The following is a 20,428-nucleotide window of genomic DNA, read 5'->3' on the forward strand; positions in this document are numbered from 1 at the left end:
CCCTCAGGCCGCCGAGGTGATGCGGGCAAGCGCCGCGATCTTTTCCTTCGCGGCCCCGTTATCGATGCTGTCTGCCGCAAGTCCCACGCCGTCTGAGAGCTTGCTCACCCGGCCCGCGACCATCAGCGCGGCGGCGGCGTTCAGCAGAACCGCATCGCGGTAGGCCCCGCCCTCGCCATCGAGCAGCGCGCGGAAGGCGACCGCATTCTCTTCGGGCGTGCCGCCCATGATCGCCTCGAACGGATGGCTTGCAAGACCCGCATCGGCGGGCGTGACCTCGAACTCGGTGACGCGGCCACCATCGAGTGCCGCGACGAAGGTCGGCCCGGCGATGGAAAGCTCGTCGGTGCCGTCGGAGCCGTGCACCAGCCAGGCCCTTTCCGAGCCAAGCGCGCCCAGCACTTCGGCCATCGGCCTTATCCAGGCACGGGCAAAGGCACCGGTCAACTGACGCTTCACCCCGGCGGGGTTGGTGAGCGGGCCGAGAAGGTTGAAGACGGTGCGCGTGCCGAGTTCGGCCCGCGTCGGCATCACATGGCGGATCGCCGGATGGTGCATTGGCGCCATCATGAAGGCGATGCCCGCCTCGGAGAGCGCCTGTTCAACGACCTCCGGCCCGACCATCACGTTGACGCCAAGCTGGGTCAGCGCATCCGCCGCGCCGGACTTGGAAGAAAGATTGCGGTTGCCGTGCTTGGCCACCACCTGACCGGTGCCCGCCACAACGAAGGCGGTCGCGGTCGAGATGTTCAGCGTGCCCTTGCCGTCGCCGCCGGTGCCGACGATATCCATCGCACCTTCGGGCGCCCGGACCGCATGGCATTTCGAGCGCATCACATGGGCGGCCGCGGCAATCTCCTCGACCGTCTCGCCGCGTGTGCGCAGCGCCATCAGAAGGCCGCCCATCTGGCTTGGCGTCGCGGCACCTTCGAAAAGCGCCTCGAACGCCGTCTCCGCCTCGGCCCGCGTCAGCGGCCGGTCCGCGGCGATGCCGATCAGCGGGCGCAGATCGGCGCTCATGCCGCTGCCCCTGAAGCCGCATCAAGCGGCACTCCGGCGCTTTCCAGGAAGCTCCGCAGCATCTGGTGGCCATGTTCGGAGGCGATGCTTTCGGGGTGGAACTGCACGCCCTCGATCGGCAGGTCGCGGTGCCTCAGCCCCATGATCGTGCCATCCTCAAGCCAGGCCGTGACCTCAAGACAATCCGGCAGGCTCTCGCGCTCGACGATCAGCGAGTGATAGCGCGTGGCCTCGAAGGGCGAGGGCAGGCCGCGGAACATGCCCTGGCCGGAATGGTGCATCGTGCCCATCTTGCCATGCACGATCTCATGGCAGCGCACGACCCGGCCGCCGAACGCTTCGCCGATGGTCTGATGGCCGAGGCAGACGCCCAGAAGCGGCGTGCGCGTCTCGGCGGCAGCGGCGGTCAGCGCAAGGCAAATGCCCGCCTGCGCTGGATCGCAGGGCCCGGGCGACAGCACGATCGCGTCAGCCTTCATCGCCATCGCTTCCTGCACATCCAGCGCATCATTGCGCCTCACGACGACATTCGCCCCGATCTCGCCGAAATAATGCACGAGATTATAGGTGAAACTGTCGTAATTATCGATGAGCAGAAGCATCGCGTGTCCTTTCAGCGGCGCTTGGGCAGGAAATGGACGACCGTCACATTCTGGGTGAACCCCGGCGCATGTCGGGCTATACATGAGGGAAGCCGTATCCCGGGGTCAAGGGCGGGTCGTCACGATCCGGCCGGGGATGGGGAAGAAAAGAGCCGAGGCAGAGGCACCGGAGGTCAGGGTGAGCAGAAGCTATGTCGCCGGAAGCGTGACGGGGGTCGTCCTGTCGCTTGTGGGCTTTGGCGTGATCTCGACGGTCGCGGCGCCGCCGCCGGGGCACCGGGATCACACAGAGCCGCCTGAGGAGACCGCCACTCAGGCGCCGACTTCCGCGGCGCCCTCGGCCGTTGTGCCAGCGTCCCCCAAGGCTGATGCCCCCAAGATCAATGCCCCCGATGCCGAGGCCGCTTTGACTGAGGCCGTCGTGACAGAGGACGAAGCGCCAGCAGCGACCGAAAGCGGCACTGCGGATACGCCGCAGGCAGCGATCCTCGATGTACCCGAAGGGTCGGAGTTCGACGTGGCAAAGGGCGATACGGCCGCCGCCCTGCCCGAGGCCGAGCCAGCACCCGAGGTGGCGGCGGATCAGGCTGCCGATGCGCCGACCGCAGAGCCTGCGCCCGCGCTTGCCGAAACCGCGCCGCCCGCTGCGCCCGACAGCGGGCCGGTTGCGACGCTGAACAGCGATCAGGCCGCGACGGAGGCAGTCACGCCCGATCTGCCGGATGCGGACGCGCCCGTTGCGGAACCGGCCGCAGCGGCCGCGCTTGAGGCGCCCGAGGGTTCGGCACATGCTTCGGGAGCGGGGCAGGAGGGCGGACCACCCGCGCCCGGCCAGTCGGTCGACATCGCGCTGGCCGAGCCGGTTTCCGAGCCCCAGACAGCGGGGCAAAGCCCCGCTGCGCCGGTCGGGGACACGGCCGTGGAGCCTCTGCCAGAACCGGCCCCCGAAGTCCCTGCATCCGAACCGCCTGCCGCTGAAGAACCGGCTGTTGCCGCTGAGACCTCGCCAGATGCGACGGTGGCCGAAGCGGCGCCCGTGCCGGAGCCGGTGACGGAGCCAGCCGCTGAAACACTACCTGAGACGGTTACCGAACCTGCGCCGGAGGCAGCGGCGCAGACAGCGACGGAGGCGGAGGCGGAGGCGGAGGTGCAGGCGGAAGAGCCTGCTTCCCAGCCCGAGGCAGCGCCTGAGGCCCTGCCGGAAGAGAGCGGCAAGCCGAAGATCCTGACGCTCGATCCCGCCACCGTGCCAGAGGGGCAGGGGACAGCCGCGCTGGGTCGCGAGGTGCCGGGCGTGAAGATCCTGAAGCGACCGGGGTCCGAGGGTGCCGCGCCGGACCAGCCCGCCGGGCTGGTGCCAGAGGCCGAGGCAGTGCCAGATGCGACAGCGGAGGCGGTCCCGGACGACGGCTTACCGCCCTTGCGGGCTTTCGCGGCGGCCTTTGAAAACCCCGACGCGCGTCCCGCCCTTGCGGTGGTCATCCTCGACGTGGGCGCTGCCGCAGGCGGGCTTGACCCTTCGGCGCTGACCGCCCTGCCGTTCGCGGCGACTGTGGCCGTCGATCCGCTGGCGGCGGATGCGGCAGAGCGCGAGGCGGCGCTGCGGGCGGCCGGTGCGGAAGTTGCGATTCTTGCGGGCGACCTGCCGCAGGGCGCCACGCCCGCCGACATGGAAGTGGCCTATCAAAGCTATGTGCAGGCCCTGCCACAGTCCGTCGCCCTGATCGGACTGCCGGGTGCGTCTTTCCAGAAGCAAAGCCTGGATGCCCAGCATATGGCGGCGCTCTTGGCCGCGGATGGGCGCGGCTTCATCACCTTCGCCCAGGGCCTGAACGCCGCCCGCCGTGCCGCGGAAAAGGCCGGCGCGCCCGTGGCCTCGGTCGACCGTCTTGTCACGGCGGAGGATGCGAAGGGTGGCGCACTGGCGCGCGAGCTGGACAAGCTTGCCTTCATCGCCGCGCAGAAAGGATCTGCGGTGATCGCGCTTCCCTCGACGGCAGAAGCGATCACCGGCCTGATCGCCTGGAGCGGCAGCAATGCCGCGCGATCGGTGGCGCTGGCGCCGGTTTCGGCACTGATGACCGCGAACGGCGGCTAGGCGCCGCCCTTCGCCTCAGCCGTTGCCGCGCCGGATGAAGAGGCCCGCGTCTTCGGCCGCGCGCTTCAGCGCCTTGGATTTGTTCACGGTTTCCTGGAATTCCGCCTCGGGGTCGCTGTCATAGACGACGCCGCCGCCCGCCTGGATATAGAGCTTCTCGTCCTTCACCACAGCGGTGCGCAGCGCGATGCACATGTCCATCTCGCCGTTGGCGGCGAAATAGCCGACGCCGCCGCCATAGATGCCGCGCTTTTCGGGTTCCAGCTCGTCGATGATCTCCATTGCCCGCACCTTGGGCGCGCCCGAGACGGTGCCTGCGGGCAGGCCCGCGAGCAGCGCCGACAGGGCGTCATGGTCAGGGCCAAGCTCACCCACCACGTTCGAGACGATATGCATGACATGGCTGTAGCGTTCGATGATGAACTTCTCGGTCGGATGAACCGTACCGACCTTCGCCACCCGGCCCACATCGTTGCGCCCGAGATCGAGCAGCATCAGATGTTCCGCCAGTTCCTTCTTGTCGGCCAGAAGATCGGCCTCATGCGCGCGATCCTCTTCCGGCGTGCGGCCGCGTGGCCGGGTGCCGGCAATCGGGCGGATCGTCACCTCGCCGTCGCGGACGCGCACAAGGATCTCGGGTGAACAGCCGACGATATGGAAGCTGCCGAAATTGAAGAAGGTCAGGAAGGGCGAGGGGTTCGTCCGCCTGACCGAGCGGTAGAAGGCGAAGGGCGGCAGCTTGAAGTCGGCCGTCCAGCGCTGCGAGGGCACGACCTGAAAGATGTCGCCCGCGCGGATGTACTCTTTCGCCTTCTCGACCGCCGCCCGATAGCCCTCGGGCGTGAAGTTCGACTTCATCTCTCCCAGATGCGCCGCATCGCCGAGCGCCCGCGTCTCGCCCGCAGGCGCGCGTTCCAGATCGCGCACCGCATCCATCACCCGCTCTGCCGCCTGTGCGTAAGCGGCGCGCGCCGTCAGACCAGAACCGGCCCAGGCGGGCGAGCAGACGGTGACTTCGCCCTTCACCCCGTCCAGAACGGCCACCACGGTAGGCCGCATCAGGACGGCATCGGGTACGCCGATCGGATCGGGATTGACGTTCGGCAGATGCTCGACCAGCCGGATCATGTCATAGCCGAGATAGCCGAAAAGCCCCGCCGCGATGGCGGGAATGCCCTCGGGCATCTCCATCCGGCTTTCAGCAATCAGCGCGCGCAGCGTTTCCAGCGGATGGCCCGCGAGCGGCTCGAACGCATCTTGATCGAACCGGGCCTGCCGGTTGATCCGGCTTTGCTCGCCCCGGCACTCCCAGATCACGTCGGGCTTGAGGCCCACGACCGAGTAACGCCCGCGCACCTCGCCGCCGGTCACCGATTCCAGCATGAAGCTCATCGGTCCGGCATCGGCGAGCTTCAGCATCAGCGAAACCGGCGTGTCCAGATCGGCCGCAAGGCGGGCATGGACCAGCTGGTTCTCGCCGCGCGCCCAGCCCGCCTCGAAGGCCTCGTATGTAGGAAAAAGCGCCAAGGTCGGTCCTATTGCATCTGCGCGTTCACGGCGGCGACGGCCGCCTGGTCGAGGCTCAGCCCGGCATTCGCCTGCAGGGTGCGGGCGAACTGTTCGAAGACGTCACGCGCGAGCGACTGGCTGAGCGTCGCCTCGGTCTGGGCGCGTCTGGCCGCCACCGCAGCGTCAGCCGGATCGGCCGGAGTGACGGCGTTGAGCGTGACGAGGAAAACCCGGCCCGCCGCCTCGACCACCCGGCTTTCGCCTGCAACCATCGCAAAGATCGCCTGTCCGACCTCCGGCACTGCATCGGGCACGAACTCATTGCGCGCGAACCTGTCGTCACGCGTAGTGACAAGACCCAGCGCCTCGAGCGTCACGCCGTTCTGCAGTTGCGCAAGGTCCTCGCCCGCGAGCGCCACAAGCGCTGCATGGGTCTGGTCGGCCGTCCAGTCGGCGGCGACCTTCTCGCGCACCTCGTCGAGCGGGCGGAGCGCGGGGGGGGCGATGTCGTCAAGGCGGATGGCGAAGATCCCGCCATCCTCGAGCCCCACCAGCGTCGGGAAGCTCTCGGTTGTCACCTGCGCCGCGGCCTGGCGGAAGGTCTCGTAGGCCGCAAGACCGCCCTCGGTCTCGCTGTTGACCTCGATCTGGCCGAATTCCAGCCCCTCGTCCTTCGCGACCTCTTCCAGCGTCGCGCCGGAGGCGAGCAGATCCTCGATCGCCTCCTGACGGTCGGCGATCGCGCGCCGCGCCCGGTCCATCGCCACTTCCGAGCGGAGATCGTCGCGGGCATCCTCGAATGTGGTGATCTGCGCCGAGAGGACACCGTTCATCGCGAAAAGCGCGGGGCCGAGGTTGGTCTCGAGCGGCCCGGTGACACCCGGTTCGGTGAGGGCGAAGACGGCATCGCCCGCCGTGTCGAGGTCTTCCTTCGCGACCTCGCCCATGTCGACATCCTCGATGGTCAGGCCGCGCTCCGTCGCCAGATCCTCGAAGCTCGCCTCGCCCTTGTCGAGGCGTGCCCTGGCGGCGGCGGCTTCCTCGGCCGTGGGATAGATCAGCCGCGCGACAAGGCGGCGTTCGGGGATCACGAATTCCGATTTGCGCTCTTCGTACGCCTTCTTCAGCGTCTCTTCATCGACCTCGACCTTGTCGAGAAGATCCTCTGGCTTCAGCCATATGTAGGAAATCTGCCGGGTTTCGGGGCGCATGTAGCTCTCGCCATGGCTGTCGTACCAGCCCTTGATCTCGTCCTCGGACGGTGCGGCGATCGGCGCGGGCAGGTCGCTGGCGATGAGTTCGGCGAAAGTGTAATCGCGGGTCTCCATTTCCCAGCCGGTCAGCCGGTCGGTGAGCGCGCCCGGTGCCTTGACGCCGCCAAGGACCGCACCCTGCAGGATGGTGCGGGCGGCCTCGGCGCGCAGGGTCTTCTCGAACTCCGCCGCACTCATCCGCTGCAACTGCAGGAATTGTGCATAGAGGTCCTGGCTGAAGGCGCCGCTTGCATCCTGCAGCGCGGGCGCCGCCATCAGCTTGTCGCGCACCTGCGCATCGCCGACCGAGACACCGACGGCGTCGGCTTCGTTCTCAAGCGTCGCCGCCGTGACGAGCTGCTGCAGGACCACGCGGTCGAGCCCCATCTGCTGGGCCTGTTCGAAGGTCACCTGCTGGCCGAACTGGGCCGACAGTGCCCGCATCTCGGAATGGAGCGCGCGGGCATAATCGTTCACGGTGATCACCCGTGCGCCGACATGGCCAAGCTCGGTCTTGCCGCCCGAGAAGGAGGTCACGCCATAACCACCGAGCCCGAGCATCACCAGCGCCAGAACGGCCCAGACGACCGAATTGGCCTTTTTCCTGCGCAGGCGCGTGGACATGATCGTTGGCTCCCCTTCACTGTCACTGAGGCTGTTTAGGGCCTATGCGGGGCCCGGGCAAGGCCGCTTGGTGGCGGCGCCGCCTGTCGGGCGCGAGGCTCCTCGTCGGTCTTCGACCGCTCGTCGCGGGGCGTCCGAGCGAAGAGCGCCGAAGGCCGCGATGAGCGGCCCGGCGCTTGTGTCAGAGGCGCCAGGCGGCGAGGCGGTCGATCAGCCGGGCCACGCCGTCGGCATCGACATTGGCGAAGGCGATGCGGAACTGCCGCGCGCCGGCGGGGTCGTCCCCGGGCATGAACATCGTACCGGGCAGCATCAGGACGCCCGCCTCCGCCACCAGCCGCTTGGCCATTTCCGGCGAGGGTAGGGGATGAGGATGTTCGGCATAGGCGAAATAGGCGCCGCAGCCCAGCAGACGCCAACCGGGAAGCCGTTTGAATCCCTCGACCATCGCGGCGCGGCGGGCGAGGATTTCAGCGCGTTCGCCCGCAACCCATTGCCGCAGGTGCTGCATCCCCCAGAGTGCAGCGATCTGTCCAAGCTGGCCGGGACAGATCGCGACCGTATCAAGGAATTTCTCGATCTGGGCGAGGAAGACGCGGTCGGCGACGATGGCGCCGACCCGGTGCCCGGTCAGCCGGTAGGCCTTCGAGAAGGAATAGAGGTGGATGAAGGTTCCGCGCCAGTCTGGATCGGCGAAGACATCGTGGGGGGCGCCGGTGCGGCTGTCGAAGTCGCGATAGGTCTCGTCCACGATCAGCGCGAGCCCGCGCGCGCGGGCGAGATCGAAGAAGGCGCGGATCAGCGCGGCGGGATATTCGACCCCGCCGGGATTGTTGGGCGAGACGAGGGCGATGGCGCGGGTGCGCGGCGTGACCAGCGCCGCCGCGCGGTCCGGATCCGGCAGAAGGTCGGCGCCGGTCGGAAGCGGCACCGCACGGACGCCCGCCATGTCGAGCCACATTTTATGGTTGAAATACCAAGGCGTTGGCAGGATGACTTCATCCCCCGCGCCCGCCAGTGTCGCCAGCGCCGCGCAGAAGGCCTGGTTGCAGCCCTGGGTGATCGCGACCTCTCCCGCGGCGATATCCCCGCCATAGGCCGCCGACCACTGCGCGGCGACTTCCGCCCGCAGGTCCGGCAGGCCGAGGACGGGGCCGTAAAGATGCGCCTCGGGCTGCGACAAGGCCGCCTCGGCGATCGCCTGCCGCAGGCCCTCGGGAGGCGGATCGACCGGCGCGGCCTGGCTGACGTTGATCAGCGGCCGGTCGGGAGCGAATGTAACGCCCTCCAGCCAGCGGCGCGCCTCCATCACCGGAGGGGCGAAGGTGGCGGACATCGCAGGATTGAGCGGCAGGGTCATCGGTCCTCTCCCATGCTGGCTGAAACGCAGTTAGATACGTCCGGCGCCGTGACGGCAAGCGTCCCGTCACCGTCCCGCAAGCGTATGGCATCCGTCCCGACACCGACGGGACACCTCCGCCAGACGCCCCGATACTCAAACATCCTCATCCCGGTCAATCGAAGCGGTTTCGGCCGCTCCGGGACGGCGTCGGAAACAGCCGGTCGGAAAGGAACCTGTCGCCCCGGGCGTGGCGCGCGTAGATGCGGGCGGCGTGATCATGCCCGGCATTGCCCTTCCAGCCCGGAAAGCTTTCTGCCATCAGGTCCTGAAACCAGGGTTCGCGCTGAATCTCGATCGGGATCAGATCATGGATGGCAAGGCCATGCGTGGTAGACATTCTCAGACTTCCTTTACCTTGTACTGTTTCGGCATGCGCAGGCCCGCCTTGGCGATCTCTGCCTGCAGCGCGTCGGACATGAAGATTTGGCCGCCGGTGATCTGCTGGTCGCGCCACAGATGGGCCCCGCCGGTCACCGCCTTTGACAGGGCAATCCCGGCACAACCCGCCTTCGACTCACGGATCCTGTACAAAATCACCCCGGGGTAGATCTCCCCCCCACTCCAGCATTCCCTGTCGCTCGCCTCGGGCAGGAAGGCGTTCAGATGGCGATGGATGACCAGCCCGTGGAAATCCCTGGGGTAGACCTGGTCTTTCGGCATGCTGACCGTCATCGGCCAGAATTGATGCACCCCCGGCTCCAGCCGCTCGATGATCTCTTTCATCGCGCCGTCGACAGCCAGAATCCCCGCAGGCAGGATCCAGGAGGCGAGGTTGCGTTCGGTCTTGTCGGTGCGAAATTCCCGGGGCAATTCCTGCGGGGCGAGCAGGCCCTTGTCCTCGTCGAACTTCCTGGTGAATGCCAGCCCGCTATATTCGTCTACCTTCATGCCCTGCGCGATCTTCTCCGCGTCCGACATTTCGGTCCAGAAATAGCGCTCCCGCGCCTCGCGCCAGCCCACGAAACTTCCAAAGGGTTGATAATCACCCATCCCCGACGGTCGCATCACTGCCCATGCCATCTCAATTCTCCTCTGCTGGCGGGAAAACCGGCGCCATGATGCACGCGGGCGGCTCCGCTTCGGACAATTTCGCCAAGCTGGGCAGCCCCGACCATGCTCATATGGCGCGGGTCGTAATTATACCCCGCACTGCCCTTCCAGCCCGGAAAGCTTTCTGCCATCAGGTCCTGAAACCAGGGTTCGCGCTGAATCTGGATCGCAATCAGATCATGCGCCGACAGACCATGGTTCAAGGTATTCCCCATTCTCAGACTTCCTTGGCCTTGTAATGTTTCGGCATCCGCAGGCCCGCCTTCGCGATCTCGGCCTGCAGCAGGTCCGACATGAAGATCCCGCGACCGCTAAACCGCGATTCGCGCCACAGATGCGCCCCGCCGATCACCGCCTTCGACAGGGCGATCCCGGCATATCCCGCCTTCGATTCGCGTATCACGCTGTAGAGGATGTTCCCGGGCGTCGGCTGAAAGCTCCTCCAGGCTTCCGGGGTGCTTGCCTCGGGCAGGAAGGCTGGCAGATGGCGGCGGATCACCAACCCATAGTAATTCTTGGGATAGACCTGGTCCTTGGGCATGCTGACCTTGATCGGCCAGAAAAGATGCACCCCCGGTTCCACCCGTTCGATGATCTCCTTCATCGCCTCGTCGATGGCCAGAATGCCAAGCAGGAGCCAGGAGGCGAGGTTGCGCTCGGTCTTGTCGGTGCGAAATTCCCGCGGCAGTTCCTGCGGGGCGATGGGTCCCAGGTCACGGCTGAACTTGAGGACGAAATCCAGACTGGAAAAATGCTTCTCTATGCCCATCGCGATCTTGTCCGCTTCGGGCATCTCATTCTTGTAATAGTGCTTGAGCGCCTCGTCCCAGCCCACAAGCTCTCCGTACGGGTGATAATCACCCATCCCCGACGGTCGCATCACTGCCCATGCCATCTCATCTCTCCTCTGCTGGCGGGAAAACCGGCGCCATGATAGACGCCGGGCGACGCGCGGCAATCCTCACGCCGCCGAACCGTCCGCCGCCACCCCTGCCTGCGCCGCCCCGATCTTTCTCAGCATCTCGGCGTCGATCAGCCCGCCGATCTGGGGATGCATCCTGAGGTCGCCTTCCTTCACCACCTGGCGGAAGTTGGCGATGACGCGCCCGGTCGTGGCGCGGTCGGGACCGCGCGCCAATCTCAGGCCATCCGCCTCAAGCGGCCATATTCCCGCCCGACCAGCCAGATCATGAATGTGTCAAAACCGCAGAGCATCAGGAGATAGACCGAATGGGTGCGGGTGAACTCGATGCCCTGATAGACGACGAAGGCGGCGAGGAGCGTCATGGCGGCGGGGTAGGCCCAGCGGACCTTGCGGGCGAGAAGGCTTACCATCACGAGCTTCAGGAGCCCGTGCATCACGAGGTAGAAATAGTAGAAATTGTCGGCGGGCATCAGGGGAAGGTGCTGGGCCTGTTCGGCCAGCGTCCGCACCACGGGGTCGTCGGCGTCCTGCGTCAGGTCGTGCTGCGTCAGCCAATCGATCGAGCTTTCGACCGGCAGCTCCGGCGCCGCTGGGAACTGCGCCCGCACCCAAAGCCAGGCACCAACCGCCGCTTCGACAGTCGCGAGGCTGCCCTTGACCGCGAGCGTGGCGGTGAACAGCCGGTGCAGCAGCCCCTGAGCCCAGGCTGCGGTCTGGCGGACCATGATGGGTCAGTCTTTCCCGCGATAGGGTTCGACATATTGCAGCGCCATGTCCCAGGGGAAGAAGATCCAGGTGTCCTGGCTGACCTCTGTGATGTAAGTGTCCACCATCCCACGACCCTCGGGCTTGGCGTAGACCGTGGCGAAATGCGCCTTGGGATAGAGATTGCGCACCAGTTCCAGCGTCTTGCCGGTATCGACGAGGTCATCGACGATCAGCACGCCCTCGCCGTCGTCGCCCATGATGTCGGCCTGCGGCGCCTTGATCACGCGCGGCATCGTCTGTTCCTGATGGTTGTAGGACTTGACCGAGATCGTATCGACGACGCGGATATCGAGCTCGCGCGAGACGATCATCGCAGGCGCCATGCCGCCGCGCGTGATCGCCACGACAGCGCGCCAGGCGCCGTTGTCCGGGCCCTTGCCGTCCAGCCGCCAGGCCAGTGCGCGGGCATCGCGGTGAATCTGGTCCCAGCTGACGTGGAACCCTTTCTCGTGCGGAAGACGATCGCGCATCTCAGCCCTCCTTGCGGCCGGTGACCACGTCGATATCGGGCGCATCGACCGACTTCATGCCAACGACATGATAGCCGCAATCGACATGGTGCACCTCGCCCGTCACGCCCGAGCCGAGATCGGACAGAAGATAGAGCGCCGACTTGCCGACCTCTTCCTGATTGACATTGCGGCGCAAGGGCGAGTTCAGTTCGTTCCATTTCAGGATATAGCGGAAATCGCCGATGCCGCTTGCCGCCAGAGTCTTGATCGGCCCCGCAGAGATGGCGTTGCAGCGGATGCCGTCCTTGCCGAGGTCTTCGGCGATATAGCGCACCGAAGCCTCGAGCGCCGCCTTGGCCACCCCCATCACATTGTAATGCGGCATCACCCGTTCGGCGCCGTAGTATGTGAGGGTGAGGAGTGACCCGCCATCCGGCATCATCGCGGCGGCGCGGCGACAGACTGCGGTGAAGGAATAGACGGAAATATCCATCGTCATTCGGAAATTGTCGGGGCCAGTATCGACATAGCGGCCGCGAAGTTCGTTCTTGTCCGAAAAACCAATGGCATGGACAACGAAGTCCAGCTTGCCCCAGGCGGATTGCAAGTGGTCGAACAGACGGTCGAGCGATCCTTCGTCCGCAACGTCACATTCGACGATCTGTGTGCAGCCGATATCCGCCGCCAGCGGCTGGACGCGCTTCAGAAGCGCATCGCCTTGATAAGACAGGGCAATCTCTGCGCCTTCAGTGGCGCAGGCCTTGGCGATCCCCCAGGCGATCGACTTGTCGTTCGCAAGCCCCATGATCAGGCCGCGCTTGCCTGCCATCAGTCCGTTTGCCATATCTGTCCCCGCGCCTGATCCTTGTGGGCGAAGCTTTAGGGCAAGTTCCGGACTGCTTCAAGGGCGGGGCGGTCCGCGCCCGCCAACCGAAATCAAGAGAAGAAGACCATGGACGCAGGCGACAGAACCGGGATTTTCGCAGGCGACAATCCGTTCGCCATTGCGCGCAGCTGGCTTGCCGAAGCCGAGGGAAGCGAGCCGAACGACCCCAACGCGATCGCGCTGGCGACCGTGGACGCTGACGGGCTTCCGAACGTACGGATGGTGCTCTTGAAAGAAATCACCGATCAGGACTTCGTCTTCTACACCAACTACGGTTCCGCCAAGGCCCGCGAGATCGAGGGCGCGGGGAAAGCCGCTTTCGTCATGCATTGGAAGAGCTTGCGCCGCCAGCTTCGCGTACGCGGTGTCGTCCGGCGCGAGGAGGGCAGCGAGGCGGACGCCTACTTCGCCTCGCGCTCGCTCAAAAGCAGACTCGGCGCCTGGGCATCGAAACAATCCGAACCGCTTGCATCACGGGCCGCGTTAATGGCAGAAGTGGCGCGGGTGACTGTGAGTATGGGGGTGAATCCTCCAAGACCGCCTTTTTGGGGCGGGTTCAGATTGTGTCCGCTGGAGGTCGAGTTCTGGGCGGATGGTGCGTTTAGGCTTCATGATCGTTTCCAGTGGCGACGCGATAGGGTCGCTGACAAGTGGGACGTCAAGAGGCTCAACCCATAGTACGAGTAGAGAGGTAGAAGGTCCCGGTGCCTTTGAAGAGCAGGCCGAGGGAACAGTAGGATGGAAAGTCGTTGACGATGACGGAACAAGAAGAGGCGCACCGCGTGGTCAAGGGCCGCGTGAAGTGGTTTGACGCCTCCAAGGGCTTTGGCTTCATTATCGCCGACGAAGGGCTCGGCGATATTCTCCTGCATGCCAATGTGCTCAGGAACTTCGGTCAGGGTTCGGTCGCCGACAATGCCCATATCACCGTGAAGATTCAGCAGACCGCGCGTGGCCATCAGGCCACCGAAGTGATCGAGATCGCGCCCCCCGAAGAGGAGGAGCGCGCGCCGATCGAGGATCTGGGCATGAGCGATGCCGCCACGATCGCCGCTCTGCCGCTGGAGCCCGCGCGGGTGAAATGGTTCGACAAGGGCAAAGGCTTTGGTTTTGCAAATGTTTTCGGCCGACCTGAAGACGTGTTCATCCATATCGAGGTGCTGCGGCGATCAGGTTTTGCCGATCTCGCGCCCGGCGAGGCGGTCGGGCTGCGTGTGATCGAGGGCAAGCGCGGCCGGATGGCCGCCATGGTGACGAGTTGGGAAAGCGCCATTCGAGATCGCAAGTAGCGCTTGCGGCGCTGTGGCTGATCTGCGCCACCGAAAGGGGCGCCGCCGAAACCGCTTGTTCAGAGAGCAGGGTTGATCTGCGTTGGCCGGATGGCGGCGCCGTCTTCACGGTCGAGGTCGCCGATGACGATGCGGAGCGGCGCCTCGGACTGATGAACCGCGACCGTATGTCGGCTGGCCATGGCATGCTCTTCGTCTATGACACGCCGCGGACCGTCGCCTTCTGGATGAAGAATACCCGCATACCGCTCGACATGATTTTCGTCGGCGCCGATGGCAGGGTGCGCAAGGTGCATGAGAGTGCCGAGCCGCTCGACGAAACGCCGATACCGGGCGGCGAGGACATCCAGTTCGTGCTCGAGATCAACGGCGGCCTTGCGCGACGGCTGGGAATCACCCCCGGCGCCGAACTGCGCCATCCGGCGATTGATTCGGATGTCGCCGCCTGGGTCTGTGACGCCAAGTCCTGAGACCTGCCGGTTCGCCGCGCGGGTTTTCAACGGGCGCCGGGCACTGCGGGCTTCCCATTGCGGCGTCGACCGGCTAGAGGGATGGCAATCGGGGCGTAGCGCAGTCTGGTAGCGCGACGGTTTTGGGTACCGTAGGCCGGGGGTTCGAATCCTCTCGCCCCGACCATTCATCAGCCATCATGCGCCCTGTCCGCGCCCTCTCCGTCACAGGCCCGGCGTCCAGACTGTCATCTTTCTGCAATTGTCTTCGACTAGGCATCAAGGCGTTAACGAAGGTTGACGCCTGTGGACAAATTCAAGCATTGCCTCAGAGACCAGCGTCAAACCTCGATCATGCTTGGAAAATCCGGTTCCGCCTCGCGTCGACTGGTCTGTGCATGAATCGGCCTCGGTCGGAACCCGGCCCGTCGCGGCGGCGGGGTCAATGAAAATTTCGCCCCGGCAAGCCAAATTTCCTCGTTGACGTCCCTGCCGATTTTACGCCACTTTGTGTGGGCTGAGAGGGGCAGATACCATATCTAGTATGCCGCAACCGCGGTCGTTATGTTCGAAGCGAGTCTGGCGCGCGGTTGGTGCGGCGGGCGGCTGTTTTTCCTGACCTCGGCAAAGACGGCGCGACGCACCCTTTAGAGGAGCGGAGACGCCACAGAAAAAACTTGACCGGGGGCAGAGATGAAAATCGAACGCAAATTTACCAAGGCCGGGCAGGATGCCTATGCGGGCATCGGCTTTGCGACCACCACGTCGGAGATCCGCAATCCCGATGGCAAGATCGTTTTCCGCAACGAGGCCGTGGAAGTGCCGGAGGGCTGGAGCCAGGTCGCATCCGATGTGCTCGCCCAGAAATACTTCCGCAAGGCGGGCGTCGCGGCGCGGCTGAAGAAGGTCAAGGAAAAGGGCGTACCGGAATTCCTCTGGCGCTCGGTCCCCGATGAGGCAGCGCTTGAAAAGCTGCCGAAGGAAGAGCGGATCGTCGGCGAAACGTCGGCCAAGCAGGTCTTCGACCGTCTCGCCGGTGCCTGGGCCTACTGGGGCTGGAAGGGCGGTTATTTCACCACCGAGGCAGACGCCAGCGCCTATTTCGATGAAATGCGCTTCATGCTGGCCGAACAGATGGCCGCGCCGAACAGCCCGCAGTGGTTCAACACCGGACTCCATTGGGCCTATGGCATCGACGGGCCGAGCCAGGGCCATTTCTACGTCGATTTCAAGTCGGGCGAGCTGGTGAAGTCCAACTCCGCCTATGAACATCCCCAGCCGCATGCCTGCTTCATCCAGTCCGTCTCGGACGATCTGGTGAACGATGGCGGGATCATGGACCTCTGGGTCCGCGAGGCGCGGCTCTTCAAATATGGCTCGGGCACAGGGACCAACTTCTCCTCGCTTCGTGGCGAGGGCGAGAAACTGTCGGGCGGCGGCAAGTCCAGCGGTCTGATGGGCTTCCTGAAGATCGGCGACCGGGCGGCGGGTGCCATCAAGTCGGGCGGCACCACGCGGCGTGCCGCCAAGATGGTGATCTGCGACATGGATCACCCCGATATCGAGGCCTTCATCAACTGGAAGGTCATCGAGGAACAGAAGGTCGCCTCGCTGGTCGCCGGATCGAAGATCCATGAGCGTCAGCTGAACGAGATCTTCGCGGCGATCCGCCAGTGGGACGGATCGTCCGAAGACGCCGTCGATCCGGTGAAGAACGATGCGCTGAAGGCCGCCATTCGCGGCGCCAAGAAGGCGATGATCCCGGAAACCTATGTGAAGCGCGTGCTCGACTACGCGAAACAGGGTTTCGGCTCGATTGAATTCCCGACCTATGACACCGACTGGGATTCAGAGGCCTATGCCTCGGTCTCCGGCCAGAATTCCAACAATTCGGTCCGCGTCACCGACGCCTTCCTGAAGGCGGTCAAGGACGATGCCGACTGGGAGCTGATCCGCCGCACCGACGGCAAGATCGCCAAGACCGTGAAGGCGCGCGATCTGTGGGAACAGGTCGGCCATGCCGCCTGGGCCTGCGCCGACCCCGGCATCCAGTTCCATGACACGGTGAATGCCTGGCACACCTGCCCCGAGGACGGGGCGATCCGGGGCTCGAATCCTTGCTCGGAATACATGTTCCTCGACGATACGGCCTGTAACCTTGCCTCGATGAACCTCCTGACCTTCTACAAGGGGGCGAAGTTCGACGCCGAGGCTTATGTCCATGCAACCCGTCTCTGGACGGTTACCTTGGAAATCTCGGTCCTGATGGCGCAGTTCCCCTCGAAGGAAATCGCGCAGCGGTCTTACGATTTCCGCACGCTCGGCCTTGGCTATGCCAATATCGGCGGCCTTCTGATGAACATGGGCCTTGGCTACGATAGCGACGAGGGCCGGGCGCTTTGCGGCGCGCTGACGGCGGTGATGACCGGCGTCTCCTATGCCACCTCGGCCGAGATGGCGGGCGAGCTCGGCGCCTTCCCGTCCTACGGCAAGAACGCGGCCCACATGCTGCGGGTGATCCGCAACCACCGCAACGCGGCCTATGGCAAGACCGACGGTTACGAGGCGCTGGCGGTGAAGCCAGTCGCGCTCGACCATGCCAACTGCCCGGACAAGGCGCTGATCAAGCTGGCGAAATCCGCCTGGGACGAGGCGCTGGAGCTGGGCGAGAAGCACGGCTACCGCAATGCGCAGGCGACCGTGATCGCGCCCACGGGCACCATCGGCCTGGTGATGGACTGCGATACGACCGGGATCGAGCCCGACTTCGCACTGGTGAAGTTCAAGAAGCTCGCGGGCGGCGGCTATTTCAAGATCATCAACCGCTCGGTCCCGGCGGCGCTCGAAACCCTTGGCTATGGCTCGGCCCAGATCGAGGAGATCGTCGCCTATGCCGTCGGCCATGCCTCGCTTGGCAACTGCCCGGGCATCAACCACACCGCGCTGATCGGTCATGGCTTCGGGCCGCGAGAGATCGAGAAGATCGAGGCAGCGCTGCCTACGGCCTTCGACATCCGCTTTGTCTTCAACCAGTGGACCCTGGGCGAGGATTTCTGCACCAAGATCCTCGGCATCCCGGCCGAAAAGCTGAACGACCCGACCTTCGACATGCTGCGCCATCTGGGCTTCACCCGCGCGCAGGTCGAGGCCGCGAACGATCATGTCTGCGGGACGATGACGCTCGAAGGCGCGCCCCATCTGAAGGCCGAACATTACCCGGTCTTCGATTGTGCCAATGCCTGCGGCAAGAAGGGCAAGCGCTTCCTGTCGGTCGACAGCCACATCACAATGATGGCGGCGGCGCAGAGCTTCATCTCTGGCGCGATCTCGAAGACGATCAACATGCCCAACAATGCCACGATCGAGGAAACGCTCGCGGCTTACGAACTGTCACACTCGCTCGGCATCAAGGCCAACGCTCTCTATCGCGACGGGTCCAAACTGTCGCAACCGCTCGCATCCGCCCTCGTCGAGGATGACGAGGAGGCCGAGGAGATCCTCGCCAACGGGTCGGCCCAAGAGAAGGCAGCCGTCCTTGCCGAGAAGATCGTCGAGAAGGTGATCGTCAAGGAGGTGATCCGCAACCACCGCGAAAAGCTTCCCGAGCGCCGCAAGGGTTATACCCAGAAGGCGATCGTCGGCGGCCACAAGGTCTATCTCCGGACCGGCGAGTACAAGGACGGTTCGCTCGGCGAAATCTTCATCGACATGCACAAGGAAGGCGCGGGCTTTAGGGCGATGATGAACAACTTCGCCATCGCCGTTTCCGTGGGCCTGCAGTACGGCGTGCCGCTGGAAGAATTTGTCGACGCCTTCACCTTCACCAAGTTCGAACCGGCCGGTTTCGTGCAGGGCAACGACTCGATCAAGTCGGCGACCTCGATCCTCGACTATATCTTCCGCGAGCTGGCGGTTTCTTATCTCGACCGCACTGACCTTGCGCATGTCAAACCGCAGGGCGCGTCGTTCGACGACCTCGGCGGCGGGGCGGAGGAAGGCCAGGCGAATATCGCGGAGCCGAGTGAAAGAACGGCGTCCAAGTCCCTGGAAGTGCTGAAGCAAATCTCCTCGACCGGCTATCTTCGCAAGCGCCTGCCGCAGGATCTCGTGGTGCTGCAGGGCGGGATCGGCGCCACGGCGCTCGCGGGCGATCCGGTCGCGGTCTTGAACACGCTGATCCCCGAGACGATGCAGGGCGGCGGCGTCGTGGGCGCCACGGCGCTGGCCTCGGGCACCGTCACGATGGATGCCCGCACCAAGGCCAAGATGCAGGGCTACGAGGGCGACCCCTGCGGCGAGTGCGGCAACTACACGCTCGTGCGCAACGGCACCTGCATGAAATGCAACACCTGCGGCGGGACGTCTGGGTGTAGCTGAGGAATACCCTCCCCGGTCCCGCCGGACCGGAGAGAGGCCCCGGATCAAGTCCGGGGCGGTATCCGGGGCGGGTGCGCTCGCCCCAGACCGACGTTCAGGCCGCAGGCGAGATAACACCGAGCGGTACAACGACTGAGCCTGAACGGCGAAACTTCACGGGGCGGGGCAACCTGCCCCTTTTTCTTGTCTTTTCAACGCCGTTAGCCGTCAACAACGCGGCTGTTATTGCCTAACCGCGCGCAAAGCCCCATCTGTCAGGCAACGGCGGTCCTTGCCGAAGAGGCTGGGGATCGCCAGACTGCTGACAAGCGCCGCTGCCATGGCGCGGAAGGAGAGAGAGATGAAGAAGCTTATCGTCCTGACCTTCGGTCTCAGCCTCATGGGCTTTGCCGCGAGTGCCCAGACGACCGTCAGCGACACCGACGGCAACGGCACCTTCTCGATCGAGGAGATGACGGCGACCTATCCGGACATGACACCCGCGCTTTTCTCCGAGATCGACGTGGACGGGTCGGGCGCCATCGATGCCGACGAATTGCAGGCCGCGCGCGAGAACGGCCAGATCAACTGAGCCCGCGCGACTCGCTCATAGGATAAGCGGCTTTCCGCGGCCCCGGGGCATCACACCCCGGGGCTTTCCTTTTTCGGACCTTTCATCCTTTTCCCGCCGAGCCAAGCCCGCCCCGGCGGCGCCGTGCCGCCGTCCTGACGCCGCTTCCTCGGGCCGGTCTTGTGGAAAGGCGGGGCCGGGCGCAGACCGGTTGCCGTGACGCCACCAGTCACGGAACCGGGTATGAGACCCGCAAGAAGGAGACAGTGATGAAACGACTGACCATACCGCTTGGCCTGGCGCTTGGCCTCGGCGCGGGGCTCGCGGGCGCCCAGACAATGCCCACGGACACCGACGGCAACGGCAGCTATTCGATGGCAGAGATGCAGGCGACCTGGGCCGATCTGACCGAGGATGTCTTCAAGTCGATCGACACGGACGCGAACGGCGAGGTCGACGGTGACGAGCTGAAGGCCGCGATGGATGCGGGCGTTCTGAAGTAGGCCCAGGCGCGGGGCCCCGGACCTCCAGACCCGGGGCCTTCCGCCTCAGATGCCGCGCGACAGCGCCGCGACGCCGGTGCGGGCCACGTCGACAAGGCCGAGGGGGCGCATCAGATCGGCGAAAGCGTCGATCTTCTCGGGCGTCCCGGTGATTTCGAAGACGAAGCTTTCCAGGGTCGAATCGACGACATTGGCGCGGAATATCTCAGCGAGCCTCAAGGCCTCGATCCGCTTGTCGCCCGTCCCCGCGACCTTGAAGAGCGCCAGCTCCCGCTCGACCGATGCGCCCTCGACCGTCAGGTCATGGACGTCATGCACCGGCACAAGGCGGCCAAGCTGCGCCTTGATCTGTTCGATCACCGCGGGCGTGCCGCGCGTGACGACGGTGATGCGGCTCCGGTGCCCCTTGTGATCGACCTCGGCCACGGTCAGGCTGTCGATATTATAACCGCGCCCCGAGAAAAGCCCGATGACCCGGGCCAGAACGCCCGCCTCGTTATCCACGAGAACCGCGAGCGTATGACTTTCGATCACCTCGGCATTGGGATCGCGCAGATCGTAGGCCGAATGGCTGGTCGAGCCTTTCTTGATGTTCAGTGCGGACATGTCTTCCCTGCCTCATTCATCTTGGCAAAAATACCTCGGGGGTGGCCATTGGTGCGCCATTGGTC

The 20,428-nt window shown here is 65.1% G+C and carries 21 protein-coding genes and 1 tRNA gene; 8 read left to right on the top strand and 14 right to left on the bottom strand.

Going from position 1 to position 20,428, the window contains the following annotated elements; genetic code table 11:
- Window positions 1-3 precede the first annotated feature (3 nt).
- Window positions 4-1,020, bottom strand: a complete 1,017-nt coding sequence (gene trpD, locus P0645_RS02320; protein WP_284162943.1) for an anthranilate phosphoribosyltransferase — start codon at window positions 1,018-1,020, stop codon at window positions 4-6.
- Entirely contained in the window at window positions 1,017-1,622 is a 606-nt protein-coding gene (locus P0645_RS02325; RefSeq protein WP_284162944.1) for an anthranilate synthase component II, read from the bottom strand. The genes trpD and P0645_RS02325 overlap by 4 nt, the downstream gene beginning before the upstream one ends.
- 178 nt (window positions 1,623-1,800) lie before the next feature.
- On the opposite strand from P0645_RS02325, the gene P0645_RS02330 reads away from it, so the two are divergent.
- Window positions 1,801-3,720: a divergent polysaccharide deacetylase family protein gene (locus tag P0645_RS02330; RefSeq protein WP_284162945.1), complete on the top strand. Its 1,920-nt coding sequence runs from the start codon at window positions 1,801-1,803 to the stop codon at window positions 3,718-3,720.
- A gap of 15 nt (window positions 3,721-3,735) precedes the next feature.
- On the opposite strand, the gene trpE is transcribed toward P0645_RS02330, so the two are convergent.
- From trpE to fabI, 11 genes are all read right to left on the bottom strand, one after another.
- Window positions 3,736-5,247 (bottom strand): anthranilate synthase component I, encoded by a 1,512-nt coding sequence (trpE, locus tag P0645_RS02335; protein ID WP_284162946.1) that lies wholly within the window; start codon window positions 5,245-5,247, stop codon window positions 3,736-3,738.
- 8 nt (window positions 5,248-5,255) lie between these two features.
- Window positions 5,256-7,106 carry a peptidyl-prolyl cis-trans isomerase gene (locus P0645_RS02340; protein ID WP_284162947.1) on the bottom strand — a complete coding sequence of 617 codons (1,851 nt, stop codon included), beginning with the start codon at window positions 7,104-7,106 and terminating at the stop codon, window positions 5,256-5,258.
- 181 nt (window positions 7,107-7,287) lie between these two features.
- Window positions 7,288-8,466 carry an aminotransferase gene (locus P0645_RS02345; protein ID WP_284162948.1) on the bottom strand — a complete coding sequence of 393 codons (1,179 nt, stop codon included), beginning with the start codon at window positions 8,464-8,466 and terminating at the stop codon, window positions 7,288-7,290.
- Between the two features lie 154 nt (window positions 8,467-8,620).
- Entirely contained in the window at window positions 8,621-8,845 is a 225-nt protein-coding gene (locus P0645_RS02350) for a hypothetical protein (protein WP_284162949.1), read from the bottom strand.
- A gap of 2 nt (window positions 8,846-8,847) precedes the next feature.
- Window positions 8,848-9,528, bottom strand: coding sequence for an imm11 family protein (locus P0645_RS02355; protein WP_284162950.1), 681 nt, complete (start codon window positions 9,526-9,528; stop codon window positions 8,848-8,850).
- Entirely contained in the window at window positions 9,513-9,773 is a 261-nt protein-coding gene (locus P0645_RS02360) for a hypothetical protein (protein WP_284162951.1), read from the bottom strand. The genes P0645_RS02355 and P0645_RS02360 overlap by 16 nt, the downstream gene beginning before the upstream one ends.
- Window positions 9,774-9,775: 2 nt before the next feature.
- Window positions 9,776-10,453, bottom strand: a complete 678-nt coding sequence (locus P0645_RS02365; RefSeq protein WP_284162952.1) for an imm11 family protein — start codon at window positions 10,451-10,453, stop codon at window positions 9,776-9,778.
- 66 nt (window positions 10,454-10,519) lie between these two features.
- Window positions 10,520-10,696 (bottom strand): hypothetical protein, encoded by a 177-nt coding sequence (locus P0645_RS02370; RefSeq protein WP_284162953.1) that lies wholly within the window; start codon window positions 10,694-10,696, stop codon window positions 10,520-10,522.
- A gap of 2 nt (window positions 10,697-10,698) precedes the next feature.
- Complete coding sequence (locus P0645_RS02375) at window positions 10,699-11,208, bottom strand: DUF2127 domain-containing protein (RefSeq protein ID WP_284162954.1); 510 nt, start codon at window positions 11,206-11,208, stop codon at window positions 10,699-10,701.
- A 6-nt stretch (window positions 11,209-11,214) separates the two neighbouring features.
- Window positions 11,215-11,721 carry a xanthine phosphoribosyltransferase gene (gpt, locus tag P0645_RS02380; RefSeq protein WP_284162955.1) on the bottom strand — a complete coding sequence of 169 codons (507 nt, stop codon included), beginning with the start codon at window positions 11,719-11,721 and terminating at the stop codon, window positions 11,215-11,217.
- A gap of 1 nt (window position 11,722) precedes the next feature.
- A complete protein-coding gene (gene fabI, locus P0645_RS02385) occupies window positions 11,723-12,547 on the bottom strand; it encodes an enoyl-ACP reductase FabI (protein ID WP_284162956.1) in 825 nt (274 codons plus the stop codon).
- Window positions 12,548-12,655: 108 nt separating this feature from the next.
- Between fabI and pdxH the strand changes: the two genes are divergently transcribed.
- The 7 genes from pdxH to P0645_RS02420 all read left to right on the top strand — a co-directional run bounded on the left by pdxH (window position 12,656) and on the right by P0645_RS02420 (window position 19,757).
- Window positions 12,656-13,267, top strand: a complete 612-nt coding sequence (gene pdxH / locus P0645_RS02390; protein ID WP_284162957.1) for a pyridoxamine 5'-phosphate oxidase — start codon at window positions 12,656-12,658, stop codon at window positions 13,265-13,267.
- A gap of 77 nt (window positions 13,268-13,344) precedes the next feature.
- A complete protein-coding gene (locus tag P0645_RS02395) occupies window positions 13,345-13,878 on the top strand; it encodes a cold-shock protein (RefSeq protein WP_284162958.1) in 534 nt (177 codons plus the stop codon).
- Window positions 13,848-14,348 (top strand): DUF192 domain-containing protein, encoded by a 501-nt coding sequence (locus P0645_RS02400; RefSeq protein ID WP_284162959.1) that lies wholly within the window; start codon window positions 13,848-13,850, stop codon window positions 14,346-14,348. Before P0645_RS02395 ends, P0645_RS02400 begins: the two co-directional genes overlap by 31 nt.
- An 89-nt stretch (window positions 14,349-14,437) precedes the next feature.
- Window positions 14,438-14,514: transfer RNA gene (locus P0645_RS02405), tRNA-Pro, on the top strand.
- Window positions 14,515-15,020: 506 nt separating this feature from the next.
- On the top strand, window positions 15,021-18,704 hold the full coding sequence (locus tag P0645_RS02410; RefSeq protein WP_284162960.1) for a vitamin B12-dependent ribonucleotide reductase: 3,684 nt from the start codon (window positions 15,021-15,023) through the stop codon (window positions 18,702-18,704).
- Window positions 18,705-19,044: 340 nt separating this feature from the next.
- Entirely contained in the window at window positions 19,045-19,275 is a 231-nt protein-coding gene (locus tag P0645_RS02415; protein ID WP_284162961.1) for an EF-hand domain-containing protein, read from the top strand.
- A gap of 248 nt (window positions 19,276-19,523) precedes the next feature.
- Window positions 19,524-19,757: an EF-hand domain-containing protein gene (locus tag P0645_RS02420; protein WP_284162962.1), complete on the top strand. Its 234-nt coding sequence runs from the start codon at window positions 19,524-19,526 to the stop codon at window positions 19,755-19,757.
- Window positions 19,758-19,802: 45 nt separating this feature from the next.
- Here the strand turns inward: P0645_RS02420 and ilvN are convergent, their stop codons facing one another.
- The gene (gene ilvN, locus P0645_RS02425) at window positions 19,803-20,363 is read right to left on the bottom strand and encodes an acetolactate synthase small subunit (protein ID WP_284162963.1); all 561 of its coding nucleotides are present in this window, start codon (window positions 20,361-20,363) and stop codon (window positions 19,803-19,805) included.
- Window positions 20,364-20,428 lie beyond the last annotated feature (65 nt).

The sequence above is a fragment of the Frigidibacter sp. SD6-1 genome (assembly GCF_030143255.1).
Taxonomy (GTDB): domain Bacteria; phylum Pseudomonadota; class Alphaproteobacteria; order Rhodobacterales; family Rhodobacteraceae; genus TMP-24.